Raw genomic sequence first — 23,255 nt, forward strand, 5'->3', positions numbered from 1 at the left:
GGTTTCAGCGATCTTCAAGCAGTGGCGGCTTCAAGCTCTCACTGATTGTCTTTAATTTTGAATTGATTATTTTGAATTTTGACTTGTGTTGGGTAGGTTCTTTTCGTCAGTATCGAGGACACAGACGGCAAGTAGGCTTGCGGTTTCAGTGTCACTCTCATTTTTGCTGACGCCATGAAGATCGCCAGGTTCTTCGACAAAGTTATCGCCGACGTGATACACCTTTTCCGGCTCGTCATTGCGTTTGCTACGAATTGCACCCTTCAGAACCGTTGCATAGATGAAAGACGAGTCTGGATGGGTGTGAGCGGGGATTGATCCACCGGGCGGGTATTCGATCAGCACGACTTTAATGCTCTTGCCTGGCACATTGGGAAGAACGCGCTCAAAGACCAACTTTCCCGTGGGCTGATTGGTAGACAAGTCATGGGTTGAAGCAGCAAATACGGAGTTAGTACCGAATACGGAGATAGAAGCAAATATGGAGATAGCAGCGAAAGCAATTCCCCGGAGAAATCTAGTGAACATTTGTGTTTTCCTTTGTTGATACAACGTAGATACCAATCTTCTGTATGCAGCCATCATTTCACCTCTACTACAGCGGAAATCTAGCGCAAGATTCTATGCAGCACAAGAAACTAACATCCGATCTTCAATATAACAGTAAATTAATGTAACCGTAATTAATCCAAGTAATCCCTTTATTAAATTCATATTTGAAACACTAATAAATAAAAAAATGCTATCTTTTTTTAGAAAAAAGAAAATCTAGAAAATTAATAAGAATAAATCAACCATGCTAAACAGCATGGTCTGTGATTAGGTATAATGATTTTTAAGTTAACAGCTATACATAGAGCTACAAAATTCATTTCGTAAATTCCAGAAAAGCGTCAACATTTTTGTTATCCTATCGAATTGCTGAACTTAAGATGTTTTGCGTTATTCTTCACTAAGAATTTTCACTCTAACTGAAACTGAAGGAAAATTATTCAGATTTAAAGCTGGTAAGTGTATAACTTCTAATACTTGTGTGGTCACTCCTACTCCACCAAGATGAAGTAAAACAGTTTCGCCGTTACGCGGTACAGCTTGCACATAAGCTTTAATTGTCTCTCCTTCTAACACATTTGACTGTGTAATATCAAACGTCACTGGAATCATTGCTCACCTCTACTTTTTTATTAAAACGGTACATATAGGTGTCGGAAATAATACGCTTTCTCTGAAGAATTTGAACCGCAAACCTTTTGAGCGTTAAGGTACTAACGATTTGGTTTCCTTTACCTTCCTACTAAGATACGTGAGACGAACATTTTTGTCAACTTTTAGCGTATATTTATAGTACTGAGAAGATTTTTAATAGTATTGCGGCGTATTATCAGTCTATGAACATCAAAAGATGATTAATCGTTTTTCCACTGCGAATATTAGGATCGTGGAGTAATTGATGATGGACAAATAAAGTGATTTCCTGGAAGCTTCATGAAATAATGGCTAAAAAAAGAGTTAGGAACAAAGACTTGGCAGAAGGTATCGGCATTACCGAAACTTCCGTTTACAGGTTACGAAAAACAGATATTATGCCTCGAATGTCACCCGAACGGCTAAACGCAATTTGTCAATTTCTGGATTGTCAGCCTGGCGATTTGCTTAGTTATGTTCCAGATGATGATGGAGAAACAGCAACAGAAACAAAATGAGCGACTTGTTCTACCAGAACAACTGGTTTCTAAAACTCGTAACAGCATAAGGTGATCGGCACTCACCGTAGCTCGCGATCGCTAATTTGATGGCAGTAATCGAAAATTTTACTAAGAGAGTGCGAGAGCCTGAAAGCTCGCCGTATTTACCCATGGGATGAAAGGCGACACGGGCGGTTTTAACCGCCGTGATCTGCCAGTACATCTATTGTCGTATCCGATTTAACCCAATCGGTAGGGAAATCAGGGGCAGAGCAACAACCCAAAAACGGAAGCCGTTTCCAACTATTCCGATTTAACCCAATCGGTAGGGGGGTGCCTCGTGTTCGGGCTTTAACAACGCAGAGTTTCCAACTATTCCGATTTAACCCAATCGGTAGGGAGGGAAAATCCCTGTAGTAGGCCATGTCAAAAAGTTTCCAACTATTCCGATTTAACCCAATCGGTAGGGAGTTCGTCTAGCAGCCCTTACAGGGTAAGGGTTTCAGAGGCTAAATCGACACCACTGCTAAAAGTATAGTACATCATGCAAAAAATTGAGCAAAACACATACCTCAAACCTAAGCCCAGTAAGCAATCGACACCAGTTAACGAAAAATATAGGGTTTTGGAGATTGGCTGAGTGGTGTCGATGAGCATGTTACAAAATCACCTTAAATATCTTAAAACCTAGATGATATAGTGCTTTGGTGGATCTGCTGGTTTTTGACCGCCAATAGTTAAGACTCTGGAAACCGATTCTTCCGAAATCCAATAAAATCGCAAATTGTCCTGGGACAGTTTAACAAGTTTTTTCGACTTTTCAAAAAGTTGCCGCATTTCCTCCAAAGTTAGAAAACATTCAAACACAGAATACTGTACTCTTCGCCCGTAACCCTCTAGAAAGTTGGATAACTTAGTACGCCTTTTATCATCAGGAATATCATACACGACAACCACTAACATAAGAAAAAAATCAGTTCTAATTCTTGAAGCTTCTTTATAAAGTAGTCAGGAGTCAGAATTCAGGAGTCAGAATGATTATTGGTTTAAAACCTCGTCCGTTGTAAACAAGACAGGGTTTAAAACACCATCCCTTTTTTATGGGTAATGTATTCTGACTTCTGACTCTTGACTTCTGAATTCTGTTTGATCAAAAAAAGCTAAAATTTTCTACCCAGCCCTTAAAAAAGATTCATATGGAACACCAGATAATAAATAACGTTTATACCTTCTAACCTGTAAATGAATTGCATGTCTATATGTTACTTGAGATATTAAATCTGGGTGAGATACTTCTTCATTCATGCGGGCTTCAAATTTTTGTAAAAATTTCTTGCGTGAAGATTGGTTTAAATACACACCCCCTGTGCTTGCAACAACATCAAAATCAGTTGGTTTTACTAAAGAATGATTAATCATATCCAAAACTAAAGTATCAACAATAGGAGAGCGAAATTCTTCCATTAAATCGAAAGCTAAATAAGGCTTTTGCTTTTCACCATAATGAAAGTTACCTATATAGGGAGACAGTCCTTCCGTAAGAATAAAACTCAACACATTATTAAACAAAAGTGTATAACCAAAACTGAGTAAAGAATTGACTTCATCAATAGGGGGTTGACGAAATCTCTGAGAGAAAGTAAAAGCGGAATTAGTAATTAACTTACCAAAAGCTGGGAAATATCTAGCAGCAGCAATTCCTTCATAACCACGCAACGAATCTAAACCATCTATATATTCCAAAGCGTCTATATCTTGATTAATCCCATAGAGAGCTTTTTCAATATCTTCTAATTTCCGCTTTCGATTAAATCTCATCAACAACTGCTTAGAATTCATTAATTTACCTAAAACAACAGCCTTAGACATACTAAATTGGAAATAAGAGTCATTACGTCTTTCTATCTGGATTAGCTGATTATGTAGATTAGTAAATTCTTCACTCCACAAATGACCGTGATATTTACCGTTTTGGCTGAGAAATAATACCGGTATCTGTTCTTGTAAACAGGCTTGAAGTACAGGAGTCGAAAGTTGTATATTTCCGAATACTAAAATTTGCTGCACTTCCCGAATTAAAATTTCAAGTTTGGGTTTTTCTGAAACATGAATAATAAAACGTTGGTAATCTTTATAGATATTTGTTCCTTGTTCAATTAAATATATAGCTGCCATATGTTGATTCCAAATATTTTTTTGCTCATGTGTTGTCTCATCTTCATTTAATGAAGATAATTCTTCTATTTCTGTTGTTTTGAGAAATGGTTGATTTAGAGAGTCAATATCTTGTATATCGTGAGCTAATGTCGCAGCATATTCTTTTTTCGGCTCCGATGAAGGCTTGAGGCTTTTTTTTTACCTTGATTTTTTTCTAGATTTTCTATTCCAGACTTCAGCTTTTCATCTTTAACATTTACAGGAAATATAGCATTTTCTAAAAAACCATGGCCTAAAAACCGAAACCCGTATTCAAAATTAGTAATTTGAGTTTTCTCAGTATGCATCGTCAGTCCCATAGAATTTAGAAGCTCAGAAACTTCTGAGTAAGCTGCAAAAATTCTTTCCTGAGTCTGAGATAAAATTAAGAAATCATCAGCATACCGCACTAATTTTAGATCTGATGAAGAAATTACACGATCAAATTCATCTAGATAAATGTTGGCTAGCATTGGTGAAATAACAGATCCTTGTGGTATACCTTTTTTTGGTAAAACTAGCCCTTCTTCTGTTAGCACGCCAGCAGAAATCCAAGATTTAATCAAACATAAAATTCCTGGATGATCAACATGAAATCTAACTTCTTTTAATAACCTTTGATGATCAATATTATCAAAAAATTTAACCAGATCAGCATCCAAAACCCAAGAGTAACCGCTATCTCGCCAATCAGCGACTTTTTCAACGGCATTTAAATAGGAAAGATTCGGACGATAAGCAAAACTGGCAGGAGAAAATTTCTGCTCGATTATGGGATAAAGAACGTTTAATAATCCTTGCTGAACGATTCTGTCCCGAACTGTAGGTATTTTTAACTCTCGCTGAGTGCCATTTTTTTTAGGAATGATTACTTGCTTATAAGGATGAGGTTCATAGGTGCCGTTAGCAACAGCATCTCGTAATTGATAAATATTTAGTGTTTGATTACTAGCAAAAATATCAATAGTTTCTCTATCTACCCCTGCACTCCCTCGATTTTCTGCTACCTTTTCCCAGGCACGTTGAAAGTTACTTAAAGTGAGAAATTCTTGAATAATTGTATCCATGGTAAGTGGAAATGAATTTGTTTTTCAATATACTTCCTGCACGGAAATGAAAGTTTCCAATACTAAGACAATTAAAAGTGTGTAGTAGTGTGTCTAAGCAAATTTGTTGGGTTGAGAAACTTAGACACCTCTGGCGGTTTTCTGTAGGGTAACCCAACATTTACCATCGTTTGTTGGGTTTCGCTGTCGCTCTACCCAACCTACAAAAATTCTTATCCGAGCAGTATTGCGATTGGTTTAGAATTCAAGGAAGAAGGTTCTTGCGTAGTTAACGTGCTAAATTTTTAATTACAGTTTATTTTTAACGGCAACAAATTCAATATAAAATCCGAACGGAAATCGATTCGTCCAAGTTCGATTTATTAGGTAAGTAGGGAATCACGCGCTGGCTACAGAGCACAAAAGAAAAAACTGAAGGTATATTGCAATCTTACCCATGGCTAGCTGAAGCGTCGATAACCCTAGTTAAGTAGTGCTTTCCCTTGCTCGGCAAGACTTTTACTTATCGAAGACTCTATTTCCACTCATAAGATTTAATTACAAACATACAAGCACAAACTCAAAAAAACGCCAATGAGGCGTATGAAGATCAATCATCGCGTACTAATATTTACAGATGCAGATAATACTATATTCTCAGCCCAAAGTTTTAACAGAAAGATCGATTGAAAGAAAATTCGTCACTATCTAGCCGATCCCAAAGAAGGTAGAGAACTCATTGAAATGGTAATTTATATTGGGTTACCTCCTAGTAAAGAGAGATTTGAAGAACAACGCAAAACAAAAGAAAAGTTTATCTACTGGGTAATCTGTTTATAAATGAAAGGATTGAAGTAGGGTTTTGATAATTTGTGTAAGAAGTCTATTCAGTACCTTGAAAAATCAATATATAGGAGAAAATTACTGATTATGAGTTTATCTAATCGTAATCGTTCACAACTTCGTTCTCATATTTCCTTTAAAGAGGTTCAGAAGGAAACAAACTTTTGGAGATCACCGCTAATCTGGCTATGTGGTTTTACTGGAGTTTTAATAGTTGGAAGTCCTCTTATTATGGATGAATTTACTAATCGAGTGACCAGCGCTTTTATGGTGGATGTCTCTTTGTCAAATCAACCTTATAAAACATCCTTAGAAGCGCTTTGTCACCAATATATCGAGCAGTTAGTTGAGGGTGATATTAATATTCAAGGAAAGTTTGCGGATAAGGTAGCTATATTAAACAATCAGGAATTTCAAGAGCGCGATCGCTTGTCTTTTCAAAAGCAATGCGAACAGATCTCGCTTCAACCACCTGGAATTGGTAAAGCTGAAGGTACATCCTTGATCGATACACTTTCTCGTTTAGAAACAGAGATTGAGCACCAACAAAGCCAAGGGAACAATCAACCCGTAGCAGCAGTAATCGCGATTCAAGCTGCTGAAATGGTCAATCATCAGCGTCAAGACTTTAATCTCATTAAATCAAAAATTGAAAGTATCGTCCAGAAAGGCGGTGCTGTAGTGATGATTGGTCCTGAGGTTGATTTACAAAACCAATTAAGCCGTCAGTTAATGTCGGTTAAGAATACACAAATCTGCACTTATTCCGATAGTCAAACTTGTTTGTCTTGGCTCTTTCAAAAAGCACGGAAATGAACCCTGCCGATCGGCTAGTAATCTATGAACAGTGGGGTGCGTTAAAACGAAGTCGCTAACGCACCATTATTAAGACCTTGGTTGTTATTGATTTTCTCATTAAACAAAGCACAGCACAATGATACCTGAAATACCCCCAAAGCGTAAAGCTAGACTTGAACACTGGCGCAAAATTCCCCAAACAATCCTTAAACAAATGCCTGGATATGACCGTGTACAGATTATGGCAGCGATTGAAGAGTATGCTGAGCATAATTTAGCCAAATCGCAGATCGCTAAATATAACGCTGTGCGCGATCGCCGATTATCGCGCAACCAACGACAGATCGCCCAATTTATAGTCATTATAGCTGGTAGCCTCACATTGTCGATAGTTCCTCAGCTACTTGCTAAACAAGCCGGAAGGGGACCTTTGGCAATATCTGCAGGGTTGATCGGCGGCGGTGTAGCTAGCTTCTATGCTCATGCTAACGCTAGTAAGGTTCTCGTTGGCATGAAGTTGAAAACAGAGACTGAAAACACTCGTAAGTCAATTCTAAATCAGAAACATTAAAAAAAGGGAAATTATGGTTGATAAGTTCAATTACTCTCAAGATAAGCCAGAGGCTGTTTATAGCCAAGCTCAATTAAATATGCTCAATGATCTAGAGGGCGTTCATGATAAGAAACCTGATAAAGAAGCACTACTGATTAGCGTATCCCTGAGTGTTATTGAAGCAGGCGTTGCTTTTTCAATGATTGCTTCTGCGGGTACATTCATCGCTTCAATAGTTGCTTTATTTCCTGTAGCGTTGCTTTGGGCGATCGCTAATTACCATGCCGATAACGTAGAGCTTCCTGAAGCCTACGATCAACTAGTCGAAAAATATCATGAAAAATTGCAGTAATAATTCTGACAAATTTACCACAGAAACTTTTTTTAAAACCGAGTTGATTCCTGATAAAAAAGACTATGGGGAGCAGATGATTGATGCTCGTCTCAGGTGGGTTTGTGGAAATGATCCCTACAGCCTATTGAAAAATATCGGGATGGTTGACTGTCAAAGTGAAATAGATTTTTTTGTGTCTCGCTTACAACAGTTAGAGCAAGAACGAGAGTTTTATATTCATCAAAGGAAGTCTCTATTTAACCAGGAGGAGCAAGAAATTCAAAAGGCTGAACCATCGGAAATTAACATGGTTGGACCAGCTAACATAGTACAGGAAAGAATCAAACAGTGGCAAGAGCAAAAAATCAGCAAACGTGAAATAATTTTTCAACAAGAAATTGAATTAATTGAGCAGAGATATGGTAATATAAAACAACAATGCGAGGAGCGCATTAAGCAAGCTCATGCTAAGTATCAAACTTACTTTCAGATTTGGCAAAAAGAACATACGATAGATTTGGGTTAGGAATGGGTGTGACTCTGGAACAACGATAACTGACATCTTGCAACCCGGCTGAGTCAGCCCGACACCCCGCCCGGAACTTAAGTTCCGGGCTAATAGCTTAAGTCCATTGAAATGGACTAAAATCCTTGCGCAGTCCTCTTGAGAGGACTTTAGCTATCAGCGATTTAAATCGCTGGCTGGCTAGCTGACTAGATGAAGAAGTGTATATTGACTGTAGGGTGCGTTAGGTGAAGCCGTAACGCACCTTGAATTTTTGGCGGTTAATCATACTACAAGCCAAAGAATTATAATACTATTTATCTTTAATAGATAACCAAAAAAATTTTGTAACATGCTCATCGACACCACTCACCCAATCCCTGAAACCCTATATTTTTCGTTAACTGGTGTCGATTGCTTACTGGGCTTAGGTTTGAGGTATGTGTTTTGCTCAATTTTTTGCATGATGTACTATACTTTTAGCAGTGGTGTCGATTTGGGCTCTGAAACCCTTACCCTGTAAGGGCTGCTAGACGAACTCCCTACCGATTGGGTTAAATCGGAATAGTTGGAAACCTTTATTTTTATGGCGTCTTTGTTTATGAATACCACCCTACCGATTGGGTTAAATCGGAATAGTTGGAAACTCTTTTTAACTATGCGAAGTTTTCTAATAACTTCACGTCCCTACCGATTGGGTTAAATCGGAATAGTTGGAAACCTGCAACGAGACAAAGGAGCTTTTTAGTGAAGAAACCCTACCGATTGGGTTAAATCGGAATAGTTGGAAACCTCACCTGGTTGACCGATTGTTTGAGACGCTTGGGTCCCTACCGATTGGGTTAAATCGGAATAGGTGGAAACCTGATCACAGATTGGCAAATTCACAAACCATCAGTGCCCTACCGATTGGGTTAAATCGGAATAGTTGGAAACGTGCTCAAAAATCTTACAGACCGTTGATCGTAAACCCTACCGATTGGGTTAAATCGGAATAGTTGGAAACGATCCATCTCCTGAACAGTTTCCTTGTAAAATTTGACCCTACCGATTGGGTTAAATCGGAATAGTTGGAAACAGTACTTCTTGTAACACCCATGCTTCTTGTAGGCCCTACCGATTGGGTTAAATCGGAATAGTTGGAAACTCTACCATCTTTCCAGTAGAATTCTACCTTCCCTACCGATTGGGTTAAATCGGAATAGTTGGAAACGAGATGGTTTGTTTCCGGTCTTTACAGCTGCCGCTAAACCCTACCGATTGGGTTAAATCGGAATAGTTGGAAACTTGTAGGAGAAAATGAAGAAGGAACGTTTCTTCTTCCCTACCGATTGGGTTAAATCGGAATAGTTGGAAACTTGTGCGCCATTTGGACCGTTTCCTACATTTCCGCCGCCCTACCGATTGGGTTAAATCGGAATAGTTGGAAACTCTATCATTGCTGCTATTGTAAGAAAAAATAGTGGCCCTACCGATTGGGTTAAATCGGAATAGTTGGAAACTTTGGGGCCTACAATTGTCTCGCTTTCAAATGTTACCCCTACCGATTGGGTTAAATCGGAATAGTTGGAAACTAACCGGCTTCCCAATGTTCTCGCAACGTTTTGTACGCCCTACCGATTGGGTTAAATCGGAATAGTTGGAAACAATTAAAGTCGTCACACAATCTATCAGCAATGAATGCCCTACCGATTGGGTTAAATCGGAATAGTTGGAAACAATTTGGTGCAAAAGTTTTATGGGTTTGCGCAAAATCCCTACCGATTGGGTTAAATCGGAATAGTTGGAAACCTTGAGTATCTACTGCGCCAGCTGAAAATCTACCCCCTACCGATTGGGTTAAATCGGAATAGTTGGAAACTGTTCTTCGTGAACCGTATAATATTTATTATTATATTCCCTACCGATTGGGTCAAATCGGAATAGTTGTAAGCAACAGTAATAATTAAAAGCCCCCATATCTGGAACTTAGAGCAGGGTTTTTTTTTTCAAAATTAAAAAGAGTAAGGACTATGTAAAATTTTGTAAAATCACTTAAAAGCTTTTTAGTTGCATGTTGATGCGCTAAAGCGCAACTACAAACTAAGGAGAGTTTTTTTGTACCGATCTACTGAAACGATGGACGGGCTATTTTACCAAAGTTTTTGGAAGCTATCTTCCTCAGATTTTCTACTTGCTTCATTCTCCAGAAAATCATCGCACTCTGGAGAATCATCAGGAAAGATAGTCAGTAACTCTATATCGTCTCCAAACTTCAACAAGCCATTTTCACTTAAATGTTGATACACATTAAATATCTATGAGGGCGAATGGCATTCGCCCCTACACACTGTATTTGTATCAGGATTTTCGGAAATGGTATGAGCGATCGCGCTTGGTAACGGTAGCGCTAAACCGCATCCCCAGCGCTTCAGGGATGGTCCTTCTTTGGGGAACCATTTCTCGTCCCAATCTTGCCAAGGATTGAGAGGGGTTTCCATCACATAAATAGTACCCACCGGAACTGCATATCGTCCCCGTGACAGTCGTTTGGTTTCTCCTTCACCTCCCAGTCGATAGCGAAAAGGTTTGGGACGTTCAGTCAGTACAGTTGCTAGATAGTGGTTGCAATTCCACACCTCGGGAAAACGAGTTGATAAACGATTTGAACCCCAAATAGCCGGAGTAATTAATGCAAAACTTTTACCAACATCCTGTGTGAGAAGATTTCTAGTAGATTGCTCCAGTGGTAAACATTGCACATCTACCATGTGTCCCTCACCCCCAAATCGATACCAACCAGATTTAACTTCGTCACTACACAGATAAACCAAGCAACAATCGGGGTTTAGTTGGACTCCATTTTCTAAAAATAAACTACCTCTTTCGCTATTGTCTTCCAGTCTTTCTAACTTGACTCGCCGTTCATCTTCTCTCAGTTGAGGGTGCAAATGTGGAATTTTTTTCCAAGGAGGAGATGAGCATACTTTGGGAAGCTTATTCAAATCAGTTGATTGTAATTTTTCCCAATCCTGTATTGCTAACCAACTACCACTTTCAAATTTACCTGTAGGTGATTCTCCTGTTTTATTTACCCATTTTTGACACAAACCACACCAGCTTAATTGATATGCAATATCTTCTGTGCCTTCGTTGACTAAACAATTGAAAGGAGTAGGAACATAAAAGTTTTGAGGAGAATCACTTTTTGCCCAAAAAGGACCAGCAAAATATAAAGGTTCTAATCTTGCTTTGAGTTTTTGCTTAAATTTCTTGTCGTCTGGTTCTTTTTGTCGTTCTTCTTCGGCATACTTAGCAGCAAATAAACCAGATAAACTGGCAGCACTAGGCGGAAAACTCGTACCTGAACGTCCTACCAAGTTTTCTGGCGATAAAAATCTGCCAGCACTGCCATATAAAAATCCTAATGGCTCAATTACGACTAAATATTTAAAAAGTGATTCTTTTACTAAATTAGTATTAGGTTCATTGTCTTGTACTTCTATTACTGACATAGATGAAATCCTATTTTTGCAAGATTAATAACCCAGTTATTTAGAGCTTCAATAGTATATTTAGAATCACCTTCTTGATTACCAAGAATACCCGTTTTTCCTTGTGAATCCCATAAATGCTGTTCTAAAATATACTTTTGTTCAGGAAAATAAATACCAAATAGTGCTTTGGCTATATCTATCTGGTTTTTAAAAGCATGACGAGACTCTAGTACCGCTACATCTGCGTAAATATGTCCCCAGTTTGCTTTTTTAGCTGTTTGTTGGTTGCGATCGCCGTTTTGCCGCCCTGCTTCGCGATGCCCGTCTAGGATCCGCCAAGAGCGATCGCAGTATCCCTCCAACACTTCCTGCAAACACCACCAAGGACATACCCAGTCCAAATGATTACCGCTATTAAACAGAATGCGGATTGCTAGACGGTTGCGTCCCTGTTTCTTGGCTTTTTTCTCTACATCTCGGCAATGTTGCAGTATATCTCTCTGCGGAACACCTGGTGCAGCCCAAACAAATCCGACACTAACGCCAATTGGTTTTTGGTGTTGTTTCCATAAAGCATTATGGTTGTCTGGATTAAATTTATAAAACCAATCAAGACATTCTTGAGGTTTAAGCACAGGTTCCTTAAATAAGTTTTCTGCTTCTATTTGATTAAGTCCGGCTTCTGCTAGTGCTTGTTTTAGTTCTGAGTCGTTTTCATTTTTTATGATATAAGCAAATCCCTCTCGAATTTCACTGCTAAGCTTGACATCTTGGTGTAACCCTTTTTTGTTAAATTCTTGATTAAATTCATCTATTTCTTGTTTCGATTCAGGTTGTGATTTAGCTAGCCTATAACTTACACACTTTACTAACTTCACTAAAAACCTTGTTTTTGGAGGAGTGCGATAGAAAACACCTAAAAAATCATCTCCTCCTGCGTAAATTATTCTACCTTTACCGGTATAATTCAAGCTAGGCTTTAAGGATTCTTCCCCCCACTTTAGCATAGCCATACTGAAATCATGGGTATCGTTGTCAGGGTTAGCATCTTGTTTGTTTGACAACGATTTGAGATATTCTCCTGCTTTGTCTCCATCGCCTTGAAACCAGCCACTCCATCGATTATCAGGTTCGATAGTACTCTGATTTTTCTTGTTATTTAATCTATTTAAATCCCGGAATGTTTCCGGAATGTCTTCAGTAGCAATTCCTAAAGGAACACTAATTACTTCCAAAGTTATCAAGCGTTTTATCAGTTCTGGAATGCTCAATTCTTCATCAATGTCAATAATAGCTGCTCCATATTCATGGATCAATTCTGTACGCTCCCCTTGACTAATCTTTGGAAATCTGTCTTTAACAAAAAGAATGAAACCTTGACCATATTTCTCAATTAATCTATTTTCTATTTTCTTATTATTTTGTTTCAATTGCGCGATAATGTGTTCAATAAAGTTCTTTCCTACTGCATAACTAAGATTTTTATAAAATTCTTTAATCTCTGTTTTTTGAGTTTGATAATTCCAGCTATGGGGATGAGTGCTACACAAACTAGGAATAGCTATAGCATCTGCTCCTGACAAAGTTGAACTTTCCCCAGTCCAGTTGATAGCACTCCAGTTGCGCGATCGCTTAATTTCATTTAAATTACTCCGCGCTGCGCTCATTGTTTCACCTTGTCCCCAAAAAAACTCCCAAGCGTAATTTGTCCATAAATTCCATTCCCGTTGCCAAGAATAGTTGCCGTCAACATTATCCTCAATCCATTGGCGACAAGCTTGTGTAACACCATGCCAAGTAGACTTCAAAACCTCCTCAGCATCTTGTCTAGGAAAGTTACCTTTTATAATGATTTGGTTAGGAGTTCCTTGAGTCAGATTAATTGAAGCTGGGGAAACCACCCAAAGTCCTAGATCTGTAGCTTTGCAGCAAATAGCACTAGCGATATAAGACAGAATAAAAGAACTTCCATACAAATCTCGTAATTTACGCGATTTTTCAATAAATCCCTGCACAGGAGCAAAAGTAATTGCAGTGTAAACTTGGTTCATCATAAGCAAGATAATCAAACTCTAAAGAGTGAACAATGATATTTACGGTATCTGATATCTTGTACCTGGGCTGTCAGCCAGCCAGCGATTCAAATCGCGCTTCTGATAGCTAAAGTCCTCTCAAGAGGACTGCTCAAGAATTTCAGTCCATTTCAATGGACTTAAGCTATTAGCCCGGAACTTAAGTTCTGGGCGGGATATCGGGCTGATTCAGCCGGGGTGCAAGATCTCAGGTATGGGAAATGGCACAAAACTACAGAGAATCATGACGAATCAATACTTTCTACACTAGTCCTTTTCGTCACCTAGAAAATGTTATTTAGGTTTTTTTAAGGTTTAGCTAAGGAGCCAGAATACAGGAGTCAGAATACAGGAGCCAGGATACAGAATACAGGAGCCGGAACAAAATTTTTTAACCCTTTTATTGATCCACCAACAACACAGAATTTATACAGTGATTCTGACTCCTGACTCCTGACTCCTGTATTCTTTCTTGTTAACATTTCGTTATAAGCTGGTAACTATACAATATATGGTTAACTCCGTAAAAGATTGTGAACAATCCAATAGACATCTGGTGAAAATTAATGATGCGTTCCTTGAAATCCTTGCTCAGGGCGAGCGCCGTACTCTGCGAGAAGCCAGAGGCTACGCCCCTACATCCCATTTCTGGAGATGTCTAATTAAGAACGCTTAAAGAACATTTTCACTATCCCATAGAGGAGGAAAGCGGGTTTTCCAGCCTTTCACTAAACTTGGAACGAAGCATTGACATTTCCCCTCCACCTCCCGGCTCTCTGCGAAGGCTTGGAAACAGAGGTGTCCAATAGCTTGTTAAGTTAAAGTGGCAGCTTTAAAAAAGCAGATTATGTCTAACTTTGAACAATTTTCCTTGTTTCCCACCGTTCGGCTTTTAGACAATTTAGTCGAAGGTTCACTCAACCAAAGCCAAAATTTGATTACTGCTATGCGGCGATGGAGATTGATCAACTGGTTCTATGGGGATGGAGAACAAAAACTCCACACAGAGCCAAAAGGTGGATTAACATTTAATGAGTGGTGCCAAGAATTCTTTAAATTACAGCCTTCTCATCAATCAAACCACCCTCAAGGTAAGTCACTAGAAAAGATAGCGGATATCTTAAAAGATCATAATTCCCAATGCCCTTGTTATAAAACAATAAAGGATTGGTTGTTTTTCTACGGAATTTCTGTTGCTGATTGGCAACACGATTTGCAAAAGCATCTTGCATTATCAGAGCAAGCTATCCAGCTGATCTTAAAGGATCGTCTTTTTGCAAAAACTCGTAAAACTTTACAAAATGATATTAATTTCCTTAAAGATAAGAAATGTCTTCAGTTTCAATATTCTGTATCTAAAAGACAAAATCAAATTTATCAACTTAATGAATTACCAAGTTGGATTGTAGAAGAAGATCCTCACTCAGGATCAGGGAAACCTAACATTCCTGGTGGCTTAAATCCTACTGAATTAGCTGATTTGGCTCAAGCCTTGGATATGCTAACTTTCCTCGACCCTAAATTAGCTCCAATTGCAGACCAAATTTCTCATGAAGTTTCTGGAACCCGCCGCGTGTTTTTACATGTTGATTATGTTGTGCCTGAAAAAATTCAAGATGAAGTGGATTCGCTTCAAGAGAAGTTACAAGAAAATTGGCGTTCAGATCAAGTTAAACTAATCTTATTTTATTATCACAGTGCTCGTTTAGGTAAAAGAGAGTGTCTTGTCTATCCTGTCTGTATTTACTATGTTCAACGTGCTAAATATCTTTGTGCTTATGGCGTTAATCCTGAAGGACATATCAACTGGTATAACTATCGTCTTGAACGCATTAAATCAGAAAAATTTTTAGAATGGTCAGATACTCGTATTCCTGAATTTTTGTTGATTAAATATCACGGGAAGAATCTTCCTAAACCAGAAGATGTTCAAGATGATATGAAACAAGCTTGGGGCTTTGATTTTTATCAACCCTCTGGCTTAATGTTGCTTCGCTTCAACCGTGTTTTTCATGAGTCGCACATTAAAGATACATTTCGTCATGAAACATTCACTCTTGTGAAAGAGTATCAGGAAATAGCTGAGTTAATTCACAATTATGCTAATCATTCAGAACAAGAAAAGCATCTAATAGAAATTTTGCAGCGTTTCCCAGAAGATGCTTACTATACGGCTTTTTATCGGGAGAATGATAACAATGTGATCATGCGTTTGAGAGCTTGGGGTCCAAATGTAGAGATATTGTTACCTGAAGATTTACGCTCGCGCATGGCAGACGACATTCGAAAAACTTGGAAACTTTACCAAGATTAAACAAACAATCAGGATGCGGGAATCAGGAGGAGCAAGTTCCGTAGCTCCTCCTGACTCCTGAATTCCCTATTATTACCTAACCAAAAATTATGACTTTAAACCCCTTAGAAAAACCAAAATTAGGTTCTCGCTTTGAATCAGCTTTAGTCTATGCAACTCGGCTACATGCTAACCAACTAAGAAAAGGCAGTCAAATTCCCTACATCACTCACCTGTTGAGTGTAGCAGCATTAGTGTTAGAAGATGGTGGCTCTGAGGATGAAGCGATCGCCGCGCTACTTCATGACGCAATTGAAGATCAAGGTGGAGCAAAAATTCGTGAAGAAATTCGTCAACAATTTGGTGAAAAAGTAGCTGATATAGTTGATGGGTGTACAGAATCAGAAGTTATGCCCAAACCTCCTTGGAAAGAACGTAAACAAGAACATATAGAACGAATGCGTCATGCTTGTTTGGAGGTACGGCGAGTTTCCCAAGCTGATAAATTACACAATGCCCGCTCAATCTTAGCGGATTGGTATCGAGAAGGAGAAACTGTTTGGAATAAATTTAAAGCAGGTAAAGAAGGAACGCTTTGGTACTTTCGCAGTTTGCTGGCAGTGTATCAACAAGCAGGTTCAAGTTGTTTGACTCAGGAATTGGAGAGGGCTATTGCTCAGTTGGAGAAAGTTGCCGCGTAATAGCATGACAAGGCAATTCTAACAGCGTCACAAAGCAGTTACCATAACAAACACAACGCGGGCAAGATGCCCGCACTACAATTTAAATATCTTTGTAGATGATAATCGGTAGACTTCAGCGCCCAATTTCAACGTTTTCGAGAATGCCGAGTGCATTAGGGATAAGTACGGCTATGGAGTAGTAAGTACTCACTAAGTACGAAGCGATCGCCTTATCATCGATACCCATAAACTTTACAGACAAACTCGGTTGGTATTCATTAGGGATACCCGTTTTGTGTAAACCTACCACCCCTTGGGTTTCTGTTCCAACACGGAGAACCATAATAGAGCTAGTACCCTGCTTAGTAATGGGAATTTTATCACAAGGAAAAATCGGACAATTGCGCCAAACAGGTACGAGCTTTCCGTTAATCTCTCTGGTTGGGTAATAAACTCCACGACGGTTACACTCGCGACCAAAAGCAGCGATCGCGCGAGGGTGAGCCAGCAAAAAACTTGATTTGCGCCGCCTTGAGAGCAATTCATCAAGATCTTCTGGAGTCGGTGGACCACTACGGGTAAAGATGCGTTGTCTGAGATCAGCATTGTGCAACAACCCGAAATTACGATTATTAATCATTTCGTATTCTTGGCGTTCTCGCAACGCTTCGATAGTCAACCGTAATTGTTGCTCCATCTGGTTCATGGGTTCATTGTAGAGGTCAGTAACCCTGGTATTTACCTGTAAAATGGTTTCAGCAACGCTTAACTCATACTCCCGTGGACTTAAGTCGTAATCAACAAATGTCGTTGGTAGCTGAGTTTCCTGACTATGACCTACCTCCATGTTGATCGCGGCTTGATTATACTTATCCCGTGGTTTCCTCAAAATAGATCTAAAGCGATCAACTTGAGCTTGCAACGTTTCAGACTGGTTTAGTAACTCCCGAAATGCCTGTATTGGTAAAGACAAAACTATCGAGCGCGTAATGGCTCTGAGGGTAACATCCCAAGTATCTTGCGACAGAATTATAGCTTGATCGCCAATATGAGCGCCGTCAGATAAGACATAGGCATCCTGTAAAGCTTGCGCCTCATACTTTCCTGCCTTAAGCTTATTAACTTTACCATGGGCAATTAATAACACCCGGTCGGCGGGTTGACCTTCCTGTACAATGAACTCACCACTAGAAAATTCTTGCTGCACAAAACGGTCTGCCAAGGCGTTGAGTACCTCAATATCCTCAAACCCACGCAGTAAAGGTATTTCGCAAAGTGTTTGCGGAATAACCCGCACTTCGGCTCCTGTATTGGTAAAGCTGACACGTCCATCGCCAAGATTATAAGTCAAGCGACGGTTAACCCGATAAGCTCGACCCGTGACTTCTATCCAAGGCAACATTTGTAATAACCACCTTGGAGTAATCCCCTGCATCTGGGGCGGAGTTTTCGTGGTTTCAGCTAAATTCTGCGCTGCTTTCGTGCTTAAGCTCATTTGTGGTTGCTGGTTCTCAAGCCCGAAATTCAACGGGCTCAAAGCATCTGTCATAATTTTAACTTTTCATCTACTAAATTTACAGTCCTAAGAAAGGATCGAGGATAAGGGAGAACAGCTGTTCTCCCCTATTTTAAGGACGATGTGCGGCTACTTAGAGACCAATTTCTACATCTTCAAGGATTCCTAGGGCGTCAGGAACGAGAACAGCTGTAGAGTAGTAAACGCTAACTAGGTAGGAGATAACTGCCTTTTCGTTAATACCCATGAAGCGCACAGACAAACTAGGCTGATATTCATCAGGAATGCCAGTTTTATGAAGACCAATTACACCCTGGTTGGCTGCTCCTACGCGCATTAGCAGGATGGAGCTAGTACGCTCTGGTGTAATGGGAATCTTATTGCAAGTATAGATGGGAATACCACGCCAAGTCAGACCTGTACTGTTGCCCATAGGAATAGGAGTAGGATAGAGTCCACGACGGCTGCATTCCCGACCAAAAGCAGCAATAGCTCGAGGATGAGCTAAGAAAAAGCTCGGTTCTTTCCAAACAATAGAGATCAACTCATCAAGATCATCCGGAGTTGGGGGACCACTGCGGGTAAAGATACGTTGCTTGAGATCAGCATTGTGTAACAATCCGAAGTTACGATTGTTAACTATTTCGTGTTCTTGGCGTTCCCGTAATGTTTCGATGGTAAGCCGTAATTGCTCTTCAGTCTGGTTCATGGGTTCGTTGTAGAGATCCGCAACCCGTGAATTGACTTGCAGAACAGTTTGAGCGACGCTTAACTCATATTCCCGTGGATTAATTTCATAATCTGCAAAAGTCCCAGGTAATGCTGCTTCCACAAGGTGCCCTGAGGAAACCTCGATTGAAGCTTCCCCTTCTTGGTTTTTGGGTTGGCGCAATTTTGCTCTGAATTGATCCACTTGTGCTTGTAACGCCTCAGACTGGTTGACCAGGTTTTCAAAGGCTGTTTGAGGTAAAAACAAGATCGTGCAACGAGTAAGGGCGGTAAGGGTGACATCCCAAGTATCTTGGGATTCGACTAAAGCGTAGTCGCCAAAATGGTCGCCGTCGGCTAATACATCCAAAACAACTTGATCGTCATACTTGCCTGAACCAATTTTATTTACCTTACCATGGGCAATCAGCAATACTTGATCAGCTGCTTGACCTGCTTGTAAAATAACATCGCCTGCAGCAAATTCTCGTTGTACAAATTGACCAGCTAAAGCATTTAAGACCTCAACATCTTCAAATCCCCGCAACAAAGGTAACTCAGTGAGTTCTTGAGGAATAACTTGTATTTGAGACCCTGTATTAGTAAAGCTGATCCGTCCATCTCCAATTGCATAGGTTAAGCGACGGTTGACTCGAAAGCTACCACCCACTACTTGTACCCAAGGCAGCAGTTTTAACAGCCACCGTGAGCTAATTCCCTGCATCTGGGGTTGAGTTTTGGTGGTTGTTGCTAGCTTACTTGCAGCCTCCGTACTCAAGCTCATTTGCTGCTGTAGAAGATCAATGTCTGAGGTGGGTAAATTTGCAGAACTGGTCATAAAATATCCTCTCTGATTAACAACAAAAAACTGATCTGATTAACTCGATTAGAACGACTCGTACAGTCGAGGTGTCCGTTCAGTTAGGTCTTGTAACGTGCACTCTTACTGTGCCATTCGCGGTTGCCGCCAAGCCATGCGTGCAGACCTGCAAGATACCGCCAAAGCTCCACCGAGGGGACTTTAGACATAATCTCCCGCTGGGCGATTTCGAATTCGCGTACCAAATTATTGTGGATTTCCGCAGTGCGGTTGGTTCCCTCCTGAAGGGAGCAGCCTGTCTCAGCGGCAATAATGACTGGTAGTCCGCCATCAGCGATACCTTGCTTTGCCTCCTTAGCCATCGAGTAAAGATCATTGAGAATAACAGTTGCGCTAGCTGCAATCATGGTGGCTCGGCGGACTGCAGGAATGGAGTAGAGTTCGCCCCGCACTTCGTAGCCACCAATGATATCAATTAGTGTCATGCAAGGTGCAGCGCTGTTGGCTTGGCGAACAGCTAAGTATTCCCAAGCAGGAGGCACACCGCCAGTGATCCGCCAAGTTGCTTCCCAATTCATCGGAATAAACAGGGTGAGGGTACCCAGGCGAACCCGATCGACCTGCACGGGCGTACCATACTCTGCCACGCGATCAATATATGCCGCGAGTGCAACGCGAACCGGGTCGGACTTCATTGCTGCCTTGTATTGAGCGTCGTATTCTGGGTCAAGAATATAAGCCGGATCTAGCGCTGGTTGGGCGAGGGCGAGGCGACGCCCTAGAATGGTGGGATCCGACCCAGCGCGTTCGTCATCGCAGTAATGGTCGTCTACTGCAAACAGAATAGCTATGGACTGTGCAGCCAGCAAGATTCGGTCGGGGTCATCTGTGTCGGGATGAACGAGCATGGCGTAGCGACCGTAGTTGAAAGCCCGAACGGAGTCGAGATTTTCAGAGAAGATCCCGATCTTCTCAGCCCAGTCCATCAGCCTTTCGTTGACATCGTTCCCCAGATCCTCGTCAATGCGAACTGGATCTGGGCAATACAGGGAGGGTATGGTAACCCCTGCTGCAGATTCAAACGGTGGCTGATTGACGGATGTGCTTGGACCTAGAAAGGTGGTGGGCGTGATTGACCCAGTTACAAAGCCCTTGGAGAGGGGCGTTTGAGGCGGCTTAGGGGGGGATGTCGCAGCATTCGGTGTCGAATGCGCTGCGGCTTGTTCACGGTTGCTCTTAAGCAGTTCAACGAGCCGGGCGGCTGAAGTGCCTAGCCCCGTTGGATTTGTCATGAATTTATCCACTTGGCTCCTCGCTTGCATAGAAATTATGATTCATGAAGCCTAGCTAATAGCCAAAACGGCGATCGCGTAGGCTGTAAGCTTCCACAGCTCGCAGGAGATGGGTTCTTGTGAAGTCAGGCCAATGGCAATCGCAGAAATACAGCTCAGAGAGCGCCGCTTGCCATAGCAAAAACCCTGAAGTTCGGTACTCTCCGGACGTACGAATGACTAGATCTGGATCTGGTTGACCTCCGGTCGACAGACGTGCAGAGAAAAGCTCCTCCGTGATCTCGATCTCGCCCGAGGCAACAACATCAGCAATCACGGATTGGATCGCTTCCAGGATATCCTCTCGTCCGCCGTAGGCGATCCCAAGGTTGACCAGCATCCCCGATACATCTTTTGTCTTCTGTACAGCGGTTCGTAACACCCCTGCTAGCCTATCCGGTAGGAGTTTTAGCGATCCGATAGCGTTTAGCTTGAAGCGCTTGGTCTCTACTAGGCGCTGCACCACATCTTCGTCAATCTCGTACAAAGCTGCAAGCTCCCTACTCGGACGGTTCCTGATATTGTCCGTAGACAGCATCCACAACGTCACGATTCGGATTCCCAAATCCTCACACCATGACAGAACCTCAGGAATCTTATTGAAACCAATGCGATGTCCTTCACTAACATCTGCTAGTTTGTTAGCGCGTGCCCAGCGACGGTTCCCATCGAGGATGATCGCAAGATGACGCGGGATATGTCCGTCAGCGTTATCTTGCGGAGGTATGTTTTGGGCAAACATGGAAATTGTTGAGTCCATAATAATTACCGTCTCAAATCGTTCACCCCTTCGGGTTCACCAGTTCCCTACGGAGGAGCCACTGCGGACGCCAGTTGCCTACGGAGGGAAGCCCTCACTTCAACAAGCTCAGTGTACAGCTTGCAGCACTGGCTCGTCTCGGGGTCTTCCCAAGTGGAGCATGTGGCGTTGGAAACCCTCGTGCAGCACTGGATTCACCTGTATGCATAGTAGTTCACTCTTAAGAGCCTTCCCTTGTGGGAGTAATGTTGGCGTCTCCCAAGGGGAGACGCTTCGCGAACGACAATGTTAAAGGGCGGTACTTTTCCTAAGGCACTGCTTTAACCTGATAAAGCTACGACTTAGGATTTTTACATACTTTCACAAATTTAACAACAAATGCAAGGACATTTAAGACAGTTTTAAGGAAATATTTTGATTCTGTCCCTAAAACTTTTAGACTCAGAAAAAACTCTCTTTCTAAAGGAAAGTGTAGTCAGATAAAAATCAGAGATATTAGTCGTTCTCCAAATACATTCGTGTCCTCCAAATTATAACCGTCTTTATTAAAATTACGGAACATTTCTGCAATATCAACTCTTCTTTTAGAGGATGTTTGAAAAGTTGTGAGTTGTCAAATTCTATGCCAATCACCTCACCATGATGCCGCTCATGACAAGGTAAATGAACGTCTCTGAGGTCTTTAAAATGTGTCCATATTGGACACATTTTAAAGATCTAACTGTGATTCTAGGCAGACTTATCTAAGGAATTAAGTGCTTGTTGAGCGGCAATTATGATTGCGCTTAATTGACAATAGCTCAACCCGTTGCTTGCAGAGTTTGTAATGAGTAAAGTTAATTGCTCTGGTGTCAGTTTTTTTATTCCAGTCTCTATATCGAGTAGATCATCAAATGTCTCCTGAGAGCTAGTTGCTTGATATATTGCACTGACTGGTCTTATGGTGGAATTGTTAAAAGAATCTCGATTAGAGACTAAGTCTTGAGATGAGTGCTGGTGTTTCTGTGTATGTACTAGCTGTTTAGCAAGTTCAAGTTGAGCGTCTTGTTTTTCGTAAGTTTCATTCTGGAATTTGTAAATGACTTCATTTGAACCATGCTCAGAATCTACCTCAAAAGCATCGCACCCCGCACATAAAACATTCTTCTTATTGTTCTTCCCTTTGGTATACTCGGCAATAATGGTTTTCGCTTTTGTGTAGGTGATATTTTCACCAGCGCTGGCACGTTTGAGCGCTTCTTTTCTGACTTCTTCACCAATCGAAGGAGAGGCTAGCAGGTATAAAGCTGAAATAGCGATATTCAAATCTGTCAAATTGTCAGATTTGAAATTCTCGTATACTTGCATAAATCTACTGGCAGTTTTAAGACTCCAGTCAAACTCAACATTTAACCAATTTCCAAAGTTCCCATGACCTAAGCGTGTCTTCACATGAGTTAGCTTCTGCCCGATTTCGACTATTGCCTGAATTGTAGTACGCATCAAGCTCTTAATTTCTTTAGTCTCTTGTTGAATGACTATTCGGGTTTCAGTATCGAAGTTTTTATAGTCAAAGTCTACAATTGGCTGAGTGAATTGATAGTCTGAGGCCTTAGATAGCAATTTACTAGAACCCATAGGGCATTATTCCTTCTAA

20 protein-coding genes and 1 CRISPR repeat array are annotated in these 23,255 nt (G+C 40.8%); of the genes, 7 read left to right on the forward strand and 13 right to left on the reverse strand.

Features of this window, described 5'->3' with window-relative positions; all coding sequences use genetic code 11:
- Positions 1-66 precede the first annotated feature (66 nt).
- Together G4P69_RS09720 and G4P69_RS09725 are read right to left on the reverse strand one after the other, a co-directional pair.
- Positions 67-585: a cupin domain-containing protein gene (locus tag G4P69_RS09720; protein WP_243902925.1), complete on the reverse strand. Its 519-nt coding sequence runs from the start codon at positions 583-585 to the stop codon at positions 67-69.
- Between the two features lie 357 nt (positions 586-942).
- A complete protein-coding gene (locus G4P69_RS09725; protein WP_208338968.1) occupies positions 943-1,164 on the reverse strand; it encodes a hypothetical protein in 222 nt (73 codons plus the stop codon).
- 302 nt (positions 1,165-1,466) lie between these two features.
- On the opposite strand from G4P69_RS09725, the gene G4P69_RS09730 reads away from it, so the two are divergent.
- Complete coding sequence (locus G4P69_RS09730; protein ID WP_310833764.1) at positions 1,467-1,703, forward strand: helix-turn-helix domain-containing protein; 237 nt, start codon at positions 1,467-1,469, stop codon at positions 1,701-1,703.
- Between the two features lie 669 nt (positions 1,704-2,372).
- On the opposite strand, the gene cas2 is transcribed toward G4P69_RS09730, so the two are convergent.
- The 3 genes from cas2 to ltrA all read right to left on the reverse strand — a co-directional run bounded on the left by cas2 (position 2,373) and on the right by ltrA (position 4,948).
- Positions 2,373-2,648 carry a CRISPR-associated endonuclease Cas2 gene (cas2, locus tag G4P69_RS09735; RefSeq protein WP_208338966.1) on the reverse strand — a complete coding sequence of 92 codons (276 nt, stop codon included), beginning with the start codon at positions 2,646-2,648 and terminating at the stop codon, positions 2,373-2,375.
- Between the two features lie 207 nt (positions 2,649-2,855).
- Positions 2,856-3,860, reverse strand: a complete 1,005-nt coding sequence (gene cas1 / locus G4P69_RS09740; RefSeq protein WP_243902104.1) for a CRISPR-associated endonuclease Cas1 — start codon at positions 3,858-3,860, stop codon at positions 2,856-2,858.
- 125 nt (positions 3,861-3,985) lie between these two features.
- On the reverse strand, positions 3,986-4,948 hold the full coding sequence (gene ltrA, locus G4P69_RS09745) for a group II intron reverse transcriptase/maturase (protein ID WP_208338965.1): 963 nt from the start codon (positions 4,946-4,948) through the stop codon (positions 3,986-3,988).
- A gap of 909 nt (positions 4,949-5,857) precedes the next feature.
- Between ltrA and G4P69_RS09750 the strand changes: the two genes are divergently transcribed.
- The 4 genes from G4P69_RS09750 to G4P69_RS09765 all read left to right on the forward strand — a co-directional run bounded on the left by G4P69_RS09750 (position 5,858) and on the right by G4P69_RS09765 (position 7,981).
- A complete protein-coding gene (locus tag G4P69_RS09750) occupies positions 5,858-6,586 on the forward strand; it encodes a hypothetical protein (protein WP_208338964.1) in 729 nt (242 codons plus the stop codon).
- 118 nt (positions 6,587-6,704) lie between these two features.
- A complete protein-coding gene (locus G4P69_RS09755; RefSeq protein ID WP_208338963.1) occupies positions 6,705-7,139 on the forward strand; it encodes a hypothetical protein in 435 nt (144 codons plus the stop codon).
- A 13-nt stretch (positions 7,140-7,152) separates the two neighbouring features.
- Positions 7,153-7,473, forward strand: a complete 321-nt coding sequence (locus G4P69_RS09760) for a hypothetical protein (RefSeq protein WP_208338962.1) — start codon at positions 7,153-7,155, stop codon at positions 7,471-7,473.
- Positions 7,457-7,981 (forward strand): hypothetical protein, encoded by a 525-nt coding sequence (locus G4P69_RS09765; protein WP_208338961.1) that lies wholly within the window; start codon positions 7,457-7,459, stop codon positions 7,979-7,981. The genes G4P69_RS09760 and G4P69_RS09765 overlap by 17 nt, the downstream gene beginning before the upstream one ends.
- 519 nt (positions 7,982-8,500) lie before the next feature.
- Positions 8,501-9,894: direct repeats of the CRISPR family, unit length 36 nt; unit sequence CCCTACCGATTGGGTTAAATCGGAATAGTTGGAAAC.
- Positions 9,895-10,092: 198 nt separating this feature from the next.
- Here the strand turns inward: G4P69_RS09765 and G4P69_RS09770 are convergent.
- Genes G4P69_RS09770 through G4P69_RS09780 form a run of 3 tightly spaced genes read right to left on the reverse strand, consistent with a single transcriptional unit; the run spans position 10,093 to position 13,490 of the window.
- Positions 10,093-10,248, reverse strand: coding sequence for a hypothetical protein (locus G4P69_RS09770; RefSeq protein WP_208338960.1), 156 nt, complete (start codon positions 10,246-10,248; stop codon positions 10,093-10,095).
- Between the two features lie 9 nt (positions 10,249-10,257).
- Positions 10,258-11,454: a type III-B CRISPR module-associated Cmr3 family protein gene (locus G4P69_RS09775; RefSeq protein WP_208338959.1), complete on the reverse strand. Its 1,197-nt coding sequence runs from the start codon at positions 11,452-11,454 to the stop codon at positions 10,258-10,260.
- Complete coding sequence (locus G4P69_RS09780) at positions 11,445-13,490, reverse strand: type III-B CRISPR-associated protein Cas10/Cmr2 (protein WP_208338958.1); 2,046 nt, start codon at positions 13,488-13,490, stop codon at positions 11,445-11,447. The genes G4P69_RS09775 and G4P69_RS09780 overlap by 10 nt, the downstream gene beginning before the upstream one ends.
- Before the next feature lie 865 nt (positions 13,491-14,355).
- Here G4P69_RS09780 and G4P69_RS09785 point away from each other — a divergent pair.
- Both G4P69_RS09785 and G4P69_RS09790 read left to right on the forward strand, forming a co-directional pair.
- Complete coding sequence (locus G4P69_RS09785) at positions 14,356-15,822, forward strand: TIGR03985 family CRISPR-associated protein (RefSeq protein WP_208338957.1); 1,467 nt, start codon at positions 14,356-14,358, stop codon at positions 15,820-15,822.
- An 89-nt stretch (positions 15,823-15,911) separates the two neighbouring features.
- The gene (locus G4P69_RS09790) at positions 15,912-16,502 is read left to right on the forward strand and encodes an HD domain-containing protein (protein ID WP_208338956.1); all 591 of its coding nucleotides are present in this window, start codon (positions 15,912-15,914) and stop codon (positions 16,500-16,502) included.
- 115 nt (positions 16,503-16,617) lie between these two features.
- On the opposite strand, the gene G4P69_RS09795 is transcribed toward G4P69_RS09790, so the two are convergent.
- From G4P69_RS09795 to G4P69_RS09815, 5 genes are all read right to left on the reverse strand, one after another.
- The gene (locus G4P69_RS09795) at positions 16,618-18,033 is read right to left on the reverse strand and encodes a family 2B encapsulin nanocompartment shell protein (protein WP_208338955.1); all 1,416 of its coding nucleotides are present in this window, start codon (positions 18,031-18,033) and stop codon (positions 16,618-16,620) included.
- 100 nt (positions 18,034-18,133) lie between these two features.
- Positions 18,134-19,546, reverse strand: coding sequence for a family 2B encapsulin nanocompartment shell protein (locus G4P69_RS09800; protein ID WP_208338954.1), 1,413 nt, complete (start codon positions 19,544-19,546; stop codon positions 18,134-18,136).
- Positions 19,547-19,629: 83 nt separating this feature from the next.
- The gene (locus G4P69_RS09805) at positions 19,630-20,820 is read right to left on the reverse strand and encodes a family 2 encapsulin nanocompartment cargo protein terpene cyclase (protein WP_208338953.1); all 1,191 of its coding nucleotides are present in this window, start codon (positions 20,818-20,820) and stop codon (positions 19,630-19,632) included.
- Between the two features lie 55 nt (positions 20,821-20,875).
- On the reverse strand, positions 20,876-21,619 hold the full coding sequence (gene uppS / locus G4P69_RS09810) for a polyprenyl diphosphate synthase (protein WP_208338952.1): 744 nt from the start codon (positions 21,617-21,619) through the stop codon (positions 20,876-20,878).
- 729 nt (positions 21,620-22,348) lie between these two features.
- Positions 22,349-23,236 (reverse strand): DUF3102 domain-containing protein, encoded by an 888-nt coding sequence (locus tag G4P69_RS09815; protein ID WP_208338951.1) that lies wholly within the window; start codon positions 23,234-23,236, stop codon positions 22,349-22,351.
- Positions 23,237-23,255 lie beyond the last annotated feature (19 nt).

It is taken from the genome of Aetokthonos hydrillicola CCALA 1050, assembly GCF_017591665.1.
Classification (GTDB): domain Bacteria; phylum Cyanobacteriota; class Cyanobacteriia; order Cyanobacteriales; family Nostocaceae; genus Aetokthonos; species Aetokthonos hydrillicola.